Here is a 14722-nt window from a genome sequence, read left to right as displayed (position 1 = left end):
CGTAGAGGATTCAAGATGGCTACTGGAAAGATTATCCAGGTAATCGGCGCCGTGGTGGACGTCGAGTTCCCTCAGGATGCAGTACCGAACGTGTACAATGCTCTTGAGGTAGAAAACGGTACCTCCAAACTGGTGCTGGAAGTACAGCAACAGTTAGGCGGCGGCGTTGTTCGTTGTATCGCAATGGGTACCTCAGACGGCCTGCGTCGCGGTCTGAAAGTGAACAACCTGGAACACCCAATTGAAGTGCCGGTGGGTGTTGCAACTCTGGGTCGTATCATGAACGTATTGGGTGAACCAATCGACATGAAAGGTGCAATCGGCGAAGAAGAACGTCGTGCGATTCACCGTGCTGCGCCTTCTTATGAAGAGCTGGCAAACTCCCAGGAACTGCTGGAAACCGGTATCAAAGTTATGGACCTGATGTGCCCGTTCGCTAAGGGCGGTAAAGTCGGTCTGTTCGGTGGTGCGGGTGTAGGTAAAACTGTAAACATGATGGAGCTGATCCGTAACATCGCGATCGAGCACTCCGGTTATTCTGTGTTTGCAGGCGTGGGTGAACGTACTCGTGAGGGTAACGACTTCTACCACGAAATGACCGAATCCAACGTTATCGACAAAGTTTCCCTGGTCTATGGTCAGATGAATGAGCCACCAGGTAACCGTCTGCGCGTTGCACTGACCGGCCTGACCATGGCGGAGAAATTCCGTGATGAAGGTCGTGACGTACTGCTGTTCGTTGATAACATTTATCGTTATACCTTGGCCGGTACCGAAGTGTCCGCACTTCTGGGCCGTATGCCTTCTGCGGTAGGTTATCAGCCAACGTTGGCGGAAGAGATGGGCGCTCTGCAAGAACGTATCACCTCGACCAAAAGTGGTTCAATCACTTCCGTACAGGCCGTTTACGTTCCTGCGGATGACTTGACTGACCCATCCCCAGCCACCACCTTCGCTCACTTAGATGCGACCGTGGTACTGAGCCGTCAGATCGCGTCACTGGGTATCTACCCGGCGGTTGACCCACTGGATTCTACCAGCCGTCAGCTGGATCCACTGGTTGTTGGTCAGGAACACTATGATGTGGCTCGTGGCGTGCAGTCTATTCTGCAACGTTACAAGGAACTGAAAGACATCATCGCGATTTTGGGTATGGATGAGCTGTCAGAAGATGACAAGCTGGCTGTTTCCCGTGCGCGTAAGATTGAACGTTTCCTTTCCCAGCCATTCTTCGTGGCCGAAGTCTTCACCGGTTCTCCGGGCAAGTTCGTATCGCTGAAAGATACCATTCGTGGTTTCAAAGGCATTATGGACGGCGACTACGATCACCTGCCGGAACAAGCGTTCTACATGGTTGGCACCATTGATGAAGCAGTGGAAAAAGCCAAGAAACTGTAACACTAGCTTGTTGTGAGAGAGGATGACATGGCTGAAAAAGCTTACCATCTGGATGTTGTAAGTGCTGAAAAACGTATGTTTGCTGGCATGGTACAAAAAATCCAGGTGACGGGTAGCGAAGGCGAACTGGGTATTTTCCCAGGGCATGCTCCGCTGCTCACCGCCATCAAGCCTGGCATGGTGCGCATTGTTAAAGAACACGGTGAAGAAGAGTATATCTATCTTTCCGGTGGCATCCTTGAGGTGCAGCCGAATGCAACGACCGTGTTGGCTGATACTGCAATCCGTGGGCAAGACCTCGACGAAGCGCGCGCGCTTGAAGCTAAGCGCAAAGCGGAAGAACACATTAGTGGTTCTCACGGCGACGTTGATTACGCTCAGGCGTCAGCGGAACTGGCTAAGGCGATCGCGAAACTTCGCGTTATCGAACTGACCAGAAAAGCGATGTAACGACATCAGTTAGAAAAGCGACCTTCGGGTCGCTTTTTTTTTGCCTTTAATAAAGTGCATTTTCAGTATTTTTCCCAACGCAAATTCTTGCTTTTAGTGGAATACTTGCGTGATTAATCGACACTTTACCCTCAGTTTTTTTGGTGTAGTCTATACAGCATACAACCCTTGCAGGCTGCGGTCTGTGGGTGGTTTTTGAAGCGAAATATGTAGTAATCCGTACATTGAACGGGTTACTTTTGTCACTCAAACTGGATTTGTCAGGTTACCTATGTCGAACAGCGCACTGAGTGTGGTGATCCTTGCCGCGGGCAAGGGGACACGCATGTACTCCAACCTTCCGAAAGTTCTTCACCCGTTGGCCGGCAAGCCAATGGTTCAGCACGTCATTGATGCTGCCACGCAAGTGGGTGCCCGGAACGTGCATCTGGTCTATGGCCACGGCGGCGATTTACTGAAGAAAAATCTGGCAGGCAGTGATCTGAACTGGGTATTGCAGGCTGAGCAACTGGGTACCGGCCATGCGATGCAACAGGCTGCGCCGTATTTTGCCGATGATGAAGATGTGCTGATGCTGTACGGCGATGTTCCGCTGATTTCTGTCGATACGCTGAATAATTTGCTGAAAGCTAAGCCTGAAGGTGGCATTGGATTACTGACCGTTGTGCTGGATGACCCGTCCGGTTATGGCCGTATCGTTCGTGAGAACGGCATCGTTACCGGCATCATAGAGCAAAAAGATGCCAGTGAAGAGCAGCTGAAGATTCAGGAAATTAACACCGGTATTCTGGTGGCAAATGGTGCGTCATTCAAACGCTGGCTCGGTCAGCTGAATAACAACAACGCACAGGGCGAATATTACATCACCGATATTATTGCGATGGCTCACGCGGAAGGGCACCTGATTGCTACCGTTCATCCGGCACGAAACAGTGAAGTGGATGGTGTGAATAACCGCCTGCAACTTTCCCGACTCGAGCGCGTATATCAGAGCGAACAGGCTGAACGCCTGTTGCTGGAAGGCGTGATGCTGATGGATCCGGCGCGTTTTGATCTGCGCGGCGAGCTGGCGCACGGCATCGATGTGGTGATTGACACGAACGTGATTATCGAAGGTCACGTAAAACTGGGCGATCGCGTCAAAATTGGTACAGGCTGCGTGCTAAAGAACTGTGTGATTGGCGATGACTGTGAGGTCAGCCCGTACAGTATTTTCGAAGATGCGGTGCTGGAAAGCGGTTGTACAGTTGGGCCTTTTGCCCGTCTGCGCCCTGGCGCTGAACTGGCCGAAGGCGCGCATGTCGGCAACTTCGTCGAAATCAAAAAATCCCGTCTTGGCAAAGGCTCCAAAGCGGGTCATCTTTCTTATCTCGGCGACGCTGAGATTGGTGACAACGTCAATATCGGCGCGGGCACCATCACCTGTAACTACGACGGCGTGAACAAACACAAAACTGTCATCGGGAATGATGTCTTCGTCGGTTCTGACACGCAGCTGGTCGCGCCAGTGAGCGTGGGCAATAACGTGACTATCGCTGCGGGTACGACCGTTACGCGCGATGTACCGGACAACGGCCTTCTGTTGAGCCGTGTGCCGCAGGTGCATAAACCTGACTGGCAGAAACCGGTAAAGAAAAAATAAGCTATTCTGAGACTTAAGTATTCAGGCGCAGTTTTCTGCGCCTGATGTGTGTTTATCACGTTGTGTTTTGGTCTGCGTTTTATCGTCGGAATGCAGACCAAAACATAATAATCCCCAACTCTCTACAAGGCTCGGGGAACCGCAAGTACACCGGAAAACGGGGCTTGTGGATAAATCAGGTCAGGCATCAAAAAGGTCCCGAAAGACCTTATATAGGAATAAAACTGATGTGTGGAATTGTAGGCGCTGTAGCGCAACGCGATATTGCTGAAATTTTGTTGGAAGGTTTACGCCGTCTTGAATACCGCGGTTATGACTCAGCCGGTCTGGCTGTGATTGATGCCGAAGGAAAAATGGGACGTCTGCGTCGTTTGGGCAAAGTCCAGATGCTGGCCGATGCGCTGGATGAACATCCTTTGCACGGTGGCACCGGTATTGCCCACACGCGCTGGGCAACCCACGGCGAGCCTTCTGAAGCCAATGCTCATCCGCATGTCTCTGATTACATTGCGGTGGTGCATAACGGTATTATCGAAAACCACGAACCTCTGCGGGAATTACTGATTGAACGCGGCTACCGTTTTGACTCTGAAACGGATACCGAAGTCATCGCGCATCTGGTGCATTGGGAACAACTTCAGGGCGGCACGCTGCTGGAAGTCGTTCAGCGCGTAATTCCGCAACTGCGCGGTGCATATGGCACCGTTGTGATGGACCGACGCGACCCGTCCGTTCTTGTCGCCGCCCGTTCCGGCAGCCCGCTGGTGATTGGCCGTGGCGTAGGTGAAAACTTTATCGCTTCCGACCAGCTGGCGCTGTTACCCGTGACCCGCCGCTTCCTGTTCCTGGAAGAAGGGGATGTTGCTGAAGTTAAACGCCGTTCTGTCAGCGTTTATGACAAAAATGGTCATGCTGTAGAACGTGAAGAGATCGAATCCAAAGTGCAGTACGATGCCGGTGATAAAGGCACTTACCGTCACTACATGCAAAAAGAGATTTACGAACAACCGCTGGCCATTAAAAACACCCTTGAAGGGCGTTTCAGTCACGGCGAAGTGAATCTGAGAGAACTGGGCGAAAAAGCGGACGAAATCTTATCGCGTGTTCAGCACGTGCAGATCATTGCCTGCGGGACTTCCTACAACTCCGGCATGGTGGCTCGTTACTGGTTCGAATCTCTGGCCGGTATGCCATGCGACGTCGAAATCGCGTCTGAATTCCGCTATCGCAAATCTGCTGTTCGTCCGGGCAGTCTTATCATCACGCTTTCTCAGTCCGGTGAAACGGCCGACACGCTGGCAGCGCTGCGTCTGTCGAAAGAACTGGGTTATCTCGGTTCCCTGGCGGTCTGTAATGTGGCCGGTTCTTCTCTGGTTCGTGAGTCCGATCTGGCGCTGATGACCAAAGCGGGCACAGAAATCGGCGTGGCCTCCACCAAAGCATTCACTACACAGCTGACTGTTCTGCTGATGCTGGTGGCGCGTATGGGTCGCCTGAAAGGGATGAGCCCGCAAGTCGAGCACGACATTGTTCACGCGCTTCAGGCTCTGCCTGCGCGTATCGAGCAGATGCTGTCGCTGGATAAAACCATCGAATCTCTGGCTGAAGGTTTCTCTGATAAGCATCACGCCCTGTTCCTTGGTCGCGGCGATCAGTATCCAATCGCGATGGAAGGTGCGCTGAAGCTGAAAGAGATTTCATATATTCACGCAGAAGCTTATGCGGCAGGCGAGCTGAAACATGGCCCTCTGGCGCTGATTGATGCGGATATGCCGGTGATCGTCGTTGCACCAAATAACGAATTGCTGGAAAAACTGAAATCGAATATCGAAGAAGTACGCGCCCGCGGCGGCCTGTTGTATGTCTTCGCCGATCAGGATGCCGGTTTCACCGACAGCGAAGGGATGAAGATTATCCAGCTGCCACACGTTGAAGAAATCGTCGCACCGATTTTCTATACCGTGCCGTTACAGTTACTGTCCTACTACGTTGCGCTGATTAAAGGGACTGACGTCGACCAGCCACGTAACCTAGCGAAATCTGTGACCGTGGAATAAGTTCGTCTGCTTCTGCGACCGATTGTAGAAATTTTATAAGCGCCTTTCGAGGCGCTTTTTTATTGTTTCCGGTTTTTCTCTTTCTCGGCAACTGGTCACGATTTTATTCTCTCAGACTTCGTAACCCGCGCCGGATAAGGTATAGTTCGCGTTTTTCTGAAGGTGCTTTGCTCAATGCTGACCGACTCCTCCATTCGTCTTAACAAATACATTAGCGAGAGCGGAATTTGCTCGCGCCGCGATGCCGATCGTTACATCGAACAGGGAAATGTTTTTATCAATGGCAGGCGTGCCGCGGTAGGGGCTCAGGTATTTGCCGGCGATGTGGTGAAAGTGAATGGTCAGATTATCGAGCCGCGAGATGAAGAAGATCTGGTGCTTATCGCGCTGAACAAGCCTGTCGGCATCATCACCACGATGGAAGAAGGTGAGCGGGACAACATCCGCGATTTCGTTAACCACAGCAAACGCGTCTTCCCGATTGGCCGCCTGGACAAAGATTCACAGGGTCTGATTTTACTGACCAACCATGGTGATCTGGTCAACAAAATCCTGCGCGCCGGTAACGACCACGAAAAAGAATACATCGTGACCGTCAACAAGCCGATCACTGACGAGTTTATTGCCGGTATGGGCGCGGGCGTACCCATGCTCGGTACTGTGACCAAAAAGTGCAAAGTGAAGAAAGAAGCGCCGATGTTGTTTCGCATTACGCTGGTGCAGGGGCTTAACCGTCAGATCCGCCGTATGACCAAGCACTTTGGTTTTGAAGTCACTAAGCTTGAACGTGTGCGCATCATGAACATCAATCTGAAAGGATTGCCGCTGGGCGAATGGCGCGACCTGACCGATGATGAACTGATCGAGTTATTTAAGCTGATTGAAAACTCGTCTTCGGAAGATAAACCGGCGAAAAAAACGCAGTCAAAACCGGCTCAGGCTAAAAAACCGGCGGCCAAACCGGCTGTCACAAAAACAAAAAATTCCGATAAACCGGAAGGTAACGCCGCCTCCCGTAAGCGCTTTGCGCAGCCAGGACGTAAGAAGAAAGGGCGCTAATTTCGTCCTTATCTGCGTCTGCGAAAAGCCTGTCTATTCAGGCTTTTTTTTCGCCTGAGGCAAAGAAGTGGGGATTCCTGCCGTCCCGAGCAAAAAGATAGCGGTCATTATGGTCATGGAAAACAGTCCTGCACGCGTTACGCGCGCACGCACATGTTGATAAACCGGCATGAGTAGGGGAAGGTCTTGCGGGTTGGCTCCTGACTTTACAATCATGGATTGAAATGCACAGTCGCTGAGATAAGGGATGACTCTCAGATTTTTCACGGTCAGAAAGGTTTGCGGGGTAACCGTGGAGATTTCTGCCGTAAACTTTTTCATGCTGAAAGTAATCGCCGTCAGCATAACCATACTGACCAGCGCGATCCCCAAAGCCTGTCCGATATCTCTGGCCGCCGCCTGGATCCCTCCCGATTGTTGCGCGTCCCGTTCCGGTAACGCACTGGTGATGAGATAGGGGGCATTAGCGGCAACGGTTCCCATGCTGGCGCCAATCAGGCACAAGCCCAGTGTAACAAACGTAATATCAAAATGACCGTCGGTAATGCCGGTAGCCGCCAGGACCGAACCGGCTATGCCCAATAATAATCCAGCCCTGCACTGACGCCGGGGATTTCGTTGCTGGAAAATTAATGGCAATCCTATCGACGAGGCCGCCAGGCATACGGCGAAAGGAATGATGAGCAGACCGGTGTGAACCGCATTCAGCCCTCCCACGACCTGCACAAAACTCACCACCACAAAAATGCCCGAGCTGTAAGCGAAGAAAATGTACATCGTCAGGTATAAACCTGCCCGCACCTGTGGCGTTTTCAGAAATGTTTGGGGGATTAATGCGCTGCCACAGCTCCTTTCCCGGTGCTTTTCCCAGCGCAGCATAAATACCAGAACCAGTAGTCCGGCGGCCACCAGCGCAAGTGCCGGGCTCTGGCCGAAAATCGTGAAGGGAGGATTGAAGGGGGTTAGCAATCCCCAGGTGGAGATTTGCAAGATGCCAAATACCACCAGAAACAGACCTAGCGTGGAAAGGATAAAACCAGGTAGATCAAAACGGGCGCGGGAATCGGGTTTAACCGGCAAAGGGATCAGAACAGAACAAAGCAGTATGATAATTGCCAGTCCCCCCATAGTACCGAACGCCCAGCGCCAGCCGAGGTAATCGAGCAGTAACCCACAAACCACAGGCCCCATTGCGAAAGAGAAACCGCTCGCTGCCCCCAGCGCACCAAAGGCGATAGCTTGTTGTCTTCCCTGAAAGCTGCTTGTGATGATGCCAAACACAGCCGGGATCATCAGGCTTCCGCCTATCCCTGCCAGTATTCTTGCCACGCAGGTAAATACCGTCATAGAGGGTGAGAAAACGGCAATCGCTTCCGCGATGAAATAGATCAGGCACCCGCTACGAAAGGTTTTTAACCATCCTGTAATCAGCCCAAGCATTCCTCCTGCAACCATAAAGGTGCCCGCAACCAACGGATACATGGTGTTGGCGGTGCTGATTTGAGACATTGAAGCGCCGAGATCGCGGATAAGTGCACTTGTGGCGATACTCAGCGTAACGTTATCTGCCGATGCCAGAAATTGAGCGAGGCACAGAATCAGAAGGGGCAAGCCAATAGCCTGTCGGTTAAGGCTTCTTTTCTCAGCCATAATATTTTCCTGATGATTTCAGCTACGCAAAAGCGCGCAACCTGAAAACAGGATGCGCGCTAACGACATCTGAATAATAATCCATGGATTACTACCCGGACTGTCAGGTTAGTTTTTCTTTTTACGATCACCTGACACGTTGTCAGGCTGCGCACCTTTGTTTTTGGTGGGTAGATTTCGAGTCCCGAACAGGAACAGCACTGTCATGAGGGCAGTGGCAATCATCCCGGCGCGCGTCGCATTGAGTCTTGAAGTTTGATAAACCTTCGTCAAAGCGGGAACGTCTTTTTGCACGATGCCATGCTCGAGCATCAAAGCTGAAAAACCGGTATCACTCAGATAAGGGATTACTGTCATTTCTGACACTTTGGTTTGAGTATCAGGACTTAATGCCGTATCGCTACGTGCAGCCCCCTGAACGCCCATAGTGACTGCCGTCAGCATTACCATGCCGCATACTGCCACGCCAATCGCCTGACCGACATTGCGCGACGTCGCTTGTACTCCACCTGATTGCTGTGCATCCCGGGGTGGTAATCCGCTGGTGACAATATAACTGGAGTAGGCTGAAACGATACCCATACTTACGCCAATCAAACACATACCCACGGGGACAATGGCGGAGAAGCTGGTAGGGCCGAAACCGAAAATACACAGCACGGATCCCAAAGTGCCAATTAACAGCGCCGCCTGACACATGCGTTTCGGATTGGCATTTTTCCATACGACCGGCAGCCCCAGCGAGAAGATCACCACGCCTAAAGCGAAGGGTAAAATCATCAGGCCAGTCTGAATACCATTCAACCCCGCCACGACCTGTACAAAACTGACGGTCACAAAAATGCCGGAGCCATAGGCCAGGAAAATAAAGGCTGTCAGATATAAGCCGTTACGTACCTGGGGTGTAGAGAGGAATGACATCGGGATCAGCGCACTGCCCACCGACGCTTCACGGTGACGTTCCCATTTCAACATCAGTGCCAGAACCACTAAACCCAATAACACCAGGAACGGCGCAGGGCTTAAACCAAACACAGTGAAAGGCGCGGCAAAGGGTGTAAACAGCCCCCAGCTTGATACTTTGAGGAAGCCAAGAATGACGCTGAACAGACCGATGACCGTCAGCACTACGCCCGGTAAATCGAAACGGACTTTGCGTTCCGGTTTTGCCGGTGTAGGAATAATGAAAGAACCGACGAAAATCACGACGCACAGGCAGGCGATTGCCGCAAAAGCGTAGCGCCAGCCAAACTGGTCTACAAGGGTACCGCAGATCAGTGGCCCCGCGGCGAAAGAAACTCCGCTGGCGGCACCGATAGCGCCGAATGCCACGGCCTGATCGCGGCCTTTAAAGTTACTGGCAATTAGTCCGAGAACGGATGGGATCATAAAGCTGCCACCGACGCCGGACAGCAGACGGGCACCGTAAGTGAAAATTTGCATATTAGGTGAGAAAAAGGCAGTCAGCTCGGCGCAAAACAATAACGCACAGCCGATACGGAAGGTTTTCTTCCAGCCGATAATCAACCCGACCATCCCTGCTGCGACCATCAGTGAGCCTGCGGCCAGTGAGTACATGGCATTGGCAATACTAATTAAATCCATCGAAGCATGCAGATCTTTGACCAGCGCACCGGTGGCGATACTCAGCGTGGCGTTATCGCCGGAAGTGGAAAGCTGGGCCAGACAAAGCACCAGTAAAGGAAGCCATTTGGCCCAGCCTGACACCGAAGCGGTGGAGGACGGTATAGCCAGTGGCTCGGCGGCATGTGTAGCCATAAAAATTACCTCGTCAAAGTATGCAAAAACAAAATTTCATTAAAAATGAGCAGCAGGAAGCCGTCCGGCTGTTTCCAGGCGGAGAAATAGCTTGTCTAAAGGAAGCTCCCTGACCGTGCAGATCAGGGAGGGAAACTCAGGTTATCTGGAAATCGGTTGGACTTTTCCGCCCAGCACAGTGCCCCAGACCTGAATGTCTTTCAGATGCATCGGCTCTACGGTCAGCGGGTTTTCTTCCAGAATCGTGAAGTCGGCCAGCTTGCCGCACTCGATGCTGCCAATCAGATGATCGAGCTTCATGGTGTACGCAGCGCCGACGGTCATGGCGTGCAGAGCTTCTGCTACGCTGATTTTTTCCTGTTCTCCCAGTACGCGTCCCGAAGCAGTCACACGGTTTACCGCGCACCAGCCTGTAAACAGCGGGTTAATTGGCGTGATGCCGCAGTCGCTGTGGAAAGCGAAAGGAATACCATGGCGAACAGCACTGCCGCAGGCGTTCATCCGGTTGGCGCGTTCAGGCCCCATGGTTTTACTGTAATGTTGATCACCCCAGTAATAGATGTGGTTGCTGAAGAAGTTAACGCACATACCGAGCGTTTTTATGCGCTTAAACTGATCTTCGCGCAGCATCTGCGCATGCTGCATACCGGCGCGATGGTTCACTGCCGGAATACGGTTCAGTGTTTTCTCTACCGCTTGAATAAAAGCCTCTGAAGCTTCATCACCGTTACAGTGGCAATGGACCTGATAACCGCGCTTCATGATTTCATACACCTGCACATCAATTTCTGCCGGTGTGGCATTCCAGGCACCGTTATGGCCTGTTTTGAAATAACCCGGCGCCAGCATTCGGCCAGATCCGCCCTGAATCGAGCCGTCGAGGAAAATTTTCATCGGGCCGAACATCATCTTATCGTGGCCGTGTTTCATCACATCTGCGGCAAACTCTACCGCTTCAATAAAGGGTTTCTTCACAAACGGAGGGCCATAAGCCACCAGCAGACGGATTGGGAATTCTTCGGCACGGGTCATACGGATATAGTTGGCAGCCAGTTCCGGATTATCAAAATCGGTTAAACCCATATCGGCAGCGGAAGTACACCCTGCGCGGAAGGCTTCCTGACCAAAATTGCGAATGGCCTGTTCGGTCGTTAACGCATCCCAGAAGCCGTATTTTTGTAATACAGGCCCCATGGCGGCGAATTCCACCAGCTCGCCATGCAGTGAACCGTCTTCATTTTTAACAATGCCTTCAATCTTGCTGTCAGCAAAAATGCCGCAATCGTTGAGCGCCGCCGTGTTGGCCCCCATCAGATGGATACTCATGTGGATCACCGCCACCGGGCGGGTAGTCGATACTCTGTCCAGATGCTCGCGGCCAAGCTTCTCACTGCCGAAATAGATCGGGTCTACGCCCCAGGCAATCAGCGGTGCATGCGGGTCCGTCATGGTTTTTTCAACTTTCTGCAAAGCCTCAACCACTTCATCAAATGAGCGGCAGCCTTTCCATACTTTGCCTGTGTAGTCCGGGCGGTCATAAAAACCGACATACGGGAACTGCCACATTCCGCCGCCAGTAGCGTGAGAGTGCGCTTCAATCAGCCCTGGAATAATGACCTTGTCGGCGAACTGGTCATTGACCACATAGTCGCCCCACTCTTTTAGTTCATCCAGTGAACCCACACCCAGAATCTTTCCGTCCTTCACTGCCACATGGCTCGCTTCCGGTTGGGAAGGGCACATGGTGATGATTTTTCGGGCTGAATAAATAACAGTCGTTTGAGCAGACATAAATAACCCTCAAAGAAATTGAATTTCCCTGGCGTCGCCTGATGCGTTACCAGCGGATTGGTAAGATTGGCGCTATGCTAGTCTTGGTATTGGATGTATAAAAGAGCCAAATTACTTCTATATAAAGGTGCCAATTTGTCTGCGCCACAGTCCTTAGAACTCACCGGGATTACCCTTAAACGGGGGCGTAAGCTCTCGGCCCAGCTCTACGACGCGTTGCGTGAACTGATTATTGGAAATCCCCGCAGCAGCGGCATGAAACTTCCCGCCAGCCGTGAGCTGGCTGAGATGCTGGATATCTCCCGCAATACCGTGGTGAACGTTTACGAGCGACTGTTTGCTGAAGGATTTATAGAAACGCGGGTGGGGGATGGCACCTATGTCGCGCGATTGCCTGCGTTGCCAAAAATATCGGCGCAGAGCGATCCCCTCGTTGTTGAACCGCAAATGCATAAAAGCTACCGGTTGCCCGTAGCCTCCCTTTTCAATCAGCATCGTATTCATGATGGTGCGCCGAAAGCTTTTCGTATTGGTATACCCGCGATAGATCATTTCCCTTTTGAAACCTGGGCCCGTCTGCAAACGCGCTTTTGGCGCAGCAGGCCGGTAAACCATATGGGATACGGTCATCCGGCGGGTGAGCCGCAGCTGCGGGAACTGATAGCTCACTATTTACGCCATGCCCGCGGACTGAAATGTGAGCCTTCCCAGATTATTATCACCGCTGGGGCGCAACAGGCGATTATGATTTGTGCGGCGCTGTTACTGCGGGTAGATGATGAAGTCGTGGTTGAAAACCCCTGTTACTGGGCGGCGGCGGGCGCATTTTCCAGCGTAGGAGCGAAGATCTATGGGCTTGATGTCGATGACGAAGGTATGCAGACCTCGCAACTTCGCCTGATCCCCGACGCCCGGCTGGCCTATGTCAGCCCTTCCTGCCAGTACCCGACGGGTGCGACGCTTTCGATGGCGCGCAGGCTGGAATTATTACAATGGGCGCAGGAAAGAAAGTCGTGGATCATCGAAGATGACTACGATGGCGAATACCGTTACAGCGGAACCCCGCTGACTCCGCTGGCCGCCATCGATCAGAGCAATCGCGTGTTGTACATCGGCTCTTTTTCCAAGGTGATGTATCCGGGTTTACGGCTGGGATATCTCGTGGCCCCCAAACAACTGGTGGAACAATTTCTACTGGTACGTACCATGGCCAGCCGTCAGCCGCCGATGAGTGATCAGATGGCGATGGCGCTGTTCCTCAGCGAAGGACATTTTCAGCAACATAGCCGCCGTATGCGCCGTGCCGCGCTGGCCCGGCGTGATGCTTTGTTAGAAGCCTGGGATCAACATCTGCAACATATCGGTCATATGAGCAAAGTGTCTTCTGGCCTGCATGTCACAATTCGTTTAGAAACTTATGAAAAAGAACAGCGACTGATCGCACTGGCCAACGCCGCAGGAGTTGAAATAACGCCACTCAGCGCCTCCTGGATCCCCGGCAGTTCTGACGCCAGTGCAGGCCGTTATGGCCTTGTCCTGGGCTTCGCCAGCGTTAAAGTGCCGGACATTGTCTTAGCTATAGAGTCCCTGAAAAGAGTGTGGGCGAATGAATGATTTTCCGCATTAACGCCCGCATTGCCTGCTTTGTGACCAGTGTCATAAAACTGTCATATAACGTACATTTTACTGTCACTAAACTGTCCTATTTTCCTCCTGTGCCAAACACTTTAATTAACGTCGACATCAGTCGGGAAGTTTAAAACCACCAGGAGTGGAACATGAAATTGATGCGTAACACCGTCGCCGGTCTTGTAGCAGCGACTTTCTCCCTCACAGCAATGTCTGCTTTCGCTGCCACTAACCTGACTGGCGCTGGCGGTACCTTCCCAGCACCTGTCTACGCTAAGTGGGCTGATGCATACCAGAAAGCAACCGGTACTCAGGTTAACTACCAGGGCATTGGTTCTTCCGGCGGCGTGAAACAAATCATCGCCAAGACCGTAGATTTCGGCGCCTCTGATGCTCCGATGAAAGACGAAGACCTGGCTAAAAATGGCTTGTTCCAGTTCCCTACCGTGATCGGTGGCGTGGTACTGGCGGTTAACATCCCGGGTATCAAATCAGGTCAGCTGACGCTGGATGGCGCCACGCTGGGTGACATCTACCTCGGCAAAATCAAAAAGTGGAACGACGCGGCGATCACCAAGCTGAACCCAGGCGTGAAACTGCCAGACACCAACATCGCAGTGGTTCGCCGTGCTGACGGTTCCGGTACCTCTTATGTCTTCACCAGCTATCTGGCTAAAGTGAGCAGCGAGTGGAAAGACAAAATCGGTGCAGGTTCTACGGTGAACTGGCCAACCGGTCTGGGCGGCAAAGGTAACGATGGCGTTGCAGCCTTCGTACAGCGTCTGCCAGGCTCAATTGGTTATGTAGAATATGCTTACGCTAAGCAAAACAATCTGGCTTATACCAAGCTGGTTGATGCTGACGGCAAAGCGATCAGCCCGACGGAAGAATCGTTCAGTGCAGCGGCTAAAGGCGCTGACTGGAGCAAAACCTTCGCTCAGGACCTGACCAACCAGAAAGGTGACAATGCGTGGCCAATCAGCTCCACCACCTTCATCCTGGTTTATAAAGATCAGCAAGACGCAGCGAAAGGCACTGAAGTGCTGAAGTTCTTCGACTGGGCTTACAAAAACGGTAACAAACTGACTACTGATTTGGATTACGCCGCACTGCCAGATTCTGTTGTAGAACAAATCCGCGCAGCCTGGAAAACCAACGTCAAAGACAGCAGCGGCAAAGCACTTTACTAGGAATATCCGTCATACTTGAAGCTGTACCGGCGTTAGCTGCACTCGTTCACCCGAATCACTTACTTGAGTAAGCTCAT

10 protein-coding genes are annotated in these 14722 nt (G+C 52.2%); 7 read left to right on the top strand and 3 right to left on the bottom strand.

The annotated features are described in order from the left end of the window. The first annotated feature begins 15 nt into the window (after positions 1-15). The 5 genes from atpD (at position 16) to rluF (ending at position 6606) form a co-directional block, all read left to right on the top strand. Positions 16-1398 (top strand): F0F1 ATP synthase subunit beta, encoded by a 1383-nt coding sequence (gene atpD, locus D5398_RS12435; RefSeq protein ID WP_095924049.1) that lies wholly within the window; start codon positions 16-18, stop codon positions 1396-1398. Between the two features lie 27 nt (positions 1399-1425). Next, entirely contained in the window at positions 1426-1848 is a 423-nt protein-coding gene (locus D5398_RS12430) for a F0F1 ATP synthase subunit epsilon (RefSeq protein ID WP_101077831.1), read from the top strand. A 271-nt stretch (positions 1849-2119) separates the two neighbouring features. Further along, entirely contained in the window at positions 2120-3490 is a 1371-nt protein-coding gene (gene glmU / locus D5398_RS12425) for a bifunctional UDP-N-acetylglucosamine diphosphorylase/glucosamine-1-phosphate N-acetyltransferase GlmU (protein WP_120507920.1), read from the top strand. Between the two features lie 227 nt (positions 3491-3717). Then, entirely contained in the window at positions 3718-5547 is a 1830-nt protein-coding gene (gene glmS, locus D5398_RS12420) for a glutamine--fructose-6-phosphate transaminase (isomerizing) (protein ID WP_120507919.1), read from the top strand. 174 nt (positions 5548-5721) lie between these two features. Further along, positions 5722-6606, top strand: a complete 885-nt coding sequence (rluF, locus tag D5398_RS12415) for a 23S rRNA pseudouridine(2604) synthase RluF (protein ID WP_120507918.1) — start codon at positions 5722-5724, stop codon at positions 6604-6606. 33 nt (positions 6607-6639) lie between these two features. Here rluF and D5398_RS12410 read toward each other — a convergent pair whose 3' ends face one another. From D5398_RS12410 to D5398_RS12400, 3 genes are all read right to left on the bottom strand, one after another. Further along, positions 6640-8256, bottom strand: coding sequence for an MFS transporter (locus tag D5398_RS12410; protein ID WP_120507917.1), 1617 nt, complete (start codon positions 8254-8256; stop codon positions 6640-6642). Positions 8257-8364: 108 nt separating this feature from the next. Then, the gene (locus tag D5398_RS12405; RefSeq protein WP_120507916.1) at positions 8365-10035 is read right to left on the bottom strand and encodes an MFS transporter; all 1671 of its coding nucleotides are present in this window, start codon (positions 10033-10035) and stop codon (positions 8365-8367) included. 141 nt (positions 10036-10176) lie between these two features. Beyond that, on the bottom strand, positions 10177-11826 hold the full coding sequence (locus D5398_RS12400; RefSeq protein WP_120507915.1) for an amidohydrolase: 1650 nt from the start codon (positions 11824-11826) through the stop codon (positions 10177-10179). Positions 11827-11961: 135 nt separating this feature from the next. On the opposite strand from D5398_RS12400, the gene pdxR reads away from it, so the two are divergent. Further along, the gene (gene pdxR, locus D5398_RS12395) at positions 11962-13440 is read left to right on the top strand and encodes a MocR-like pyridoxine biosynthesis transcription factor PdxR (RefSeq protein ID WP_244216754.1); all 1479 of its coding nucleotides are present in this window, start codon (positions 11962-11964) and stop codon (positions 13438-13440) included. Between the two features lie 164 nt (positions 13441-13604). Beyond that, positions 13605-14645 (top strand): phosphate ABC transporter substrate-binding protein PstS, encoded by a 1041-nt coding sequence (gene pstS, locus D5398_RS12390; protein WP_120507913.1) that lies wholly within the window; start codon positions 13605-13607, stop codon positions 14643-14645. The last annotated feature ends 77 nt before the right edge of the window (positions 14646-14722 follow it).

Source organism: Rahnella bruchi (assembly GCF_003614975.1).
Classification (GTDB): domain Bacteria; phylum Pseudomonadota; class Gammaproteobacteria; order Enterobacterales; family Enterobacteriaceae; genus Rahnella; species Rahnella bruchi.
The sequence above is the reverse complement of the archived record's forward strand: the minus strand, read 5'-3'. Positions and strand labels throughout refer to the sequence as shown.

What these genes read in the sequence shown, in the direction of transcription:
- D5398_RS12410 (WP_120507917.1), bottom strand. Translation starts at nt 8,256, where the DNA reads ATGGCTGAGAAAAGAAGCCTTAACCGACAGGCTATTGGCTTGCCCCTT.
- D5398_RS12430 (WP_101077831.1), top strand. Translation starts at nt 1,426, where the DNA reads ATGGCTGAAAAAGCTTACCATCTGGATGTTGTAAGTGCTGAAAAACGT.
- atpD (WP_095924049.1), top strand. Translation starts at nt 16, where the DNA reads ATGGCTACTGGAAAGATTATCCAGGTAATCGGCGCCGTGGTGGACGTC.
- pstS (WP_120507913.1), top strand. Translation starts at nt 13,605, where the DNA reads ATGAAATTGATGCGTAACACCGTCGCCGGTCTTGTAGCAGCGACTTTC.
- glmS (WP_120507919.1), top strand. Translation starts at nt 3,718, where the DNA reads ATGTGTGGAATTGTAGGCGCTGTAGCGCAACGCGATATTGCTGAAATT.
- glmU (WP_120507920.1), top strand. Translation starts at nt 2,120, where the DNA reads ATGTCGAACAGCGCACTGAGTGTGGTGATCCTTGCCGCGGGCAAGGGG.
- D5398_RS12405 (WP_120507916.1), bottom strand. Translation starts at nt 10,035, where the DNA reads ATGGCTACACATGCCGCCGAGCCACTGGCTATACCGTCCTCCACCGCT.
- D5398_RS12400 (WP_120507915.1), bottom strand. Translation starts at nt 11,826, where the DNA reads ATGTCTGCTCAAACGACTGTTATTTATTCAGCCCGAAAAATCATCACC.
- rluF (WP_120507918.1), top strand. Translation starts at nt 5,722, where the DNA reads ATGCTGACCGACTCCTCCATTCGTCTTAACAAATACATTAGCGAGAGC.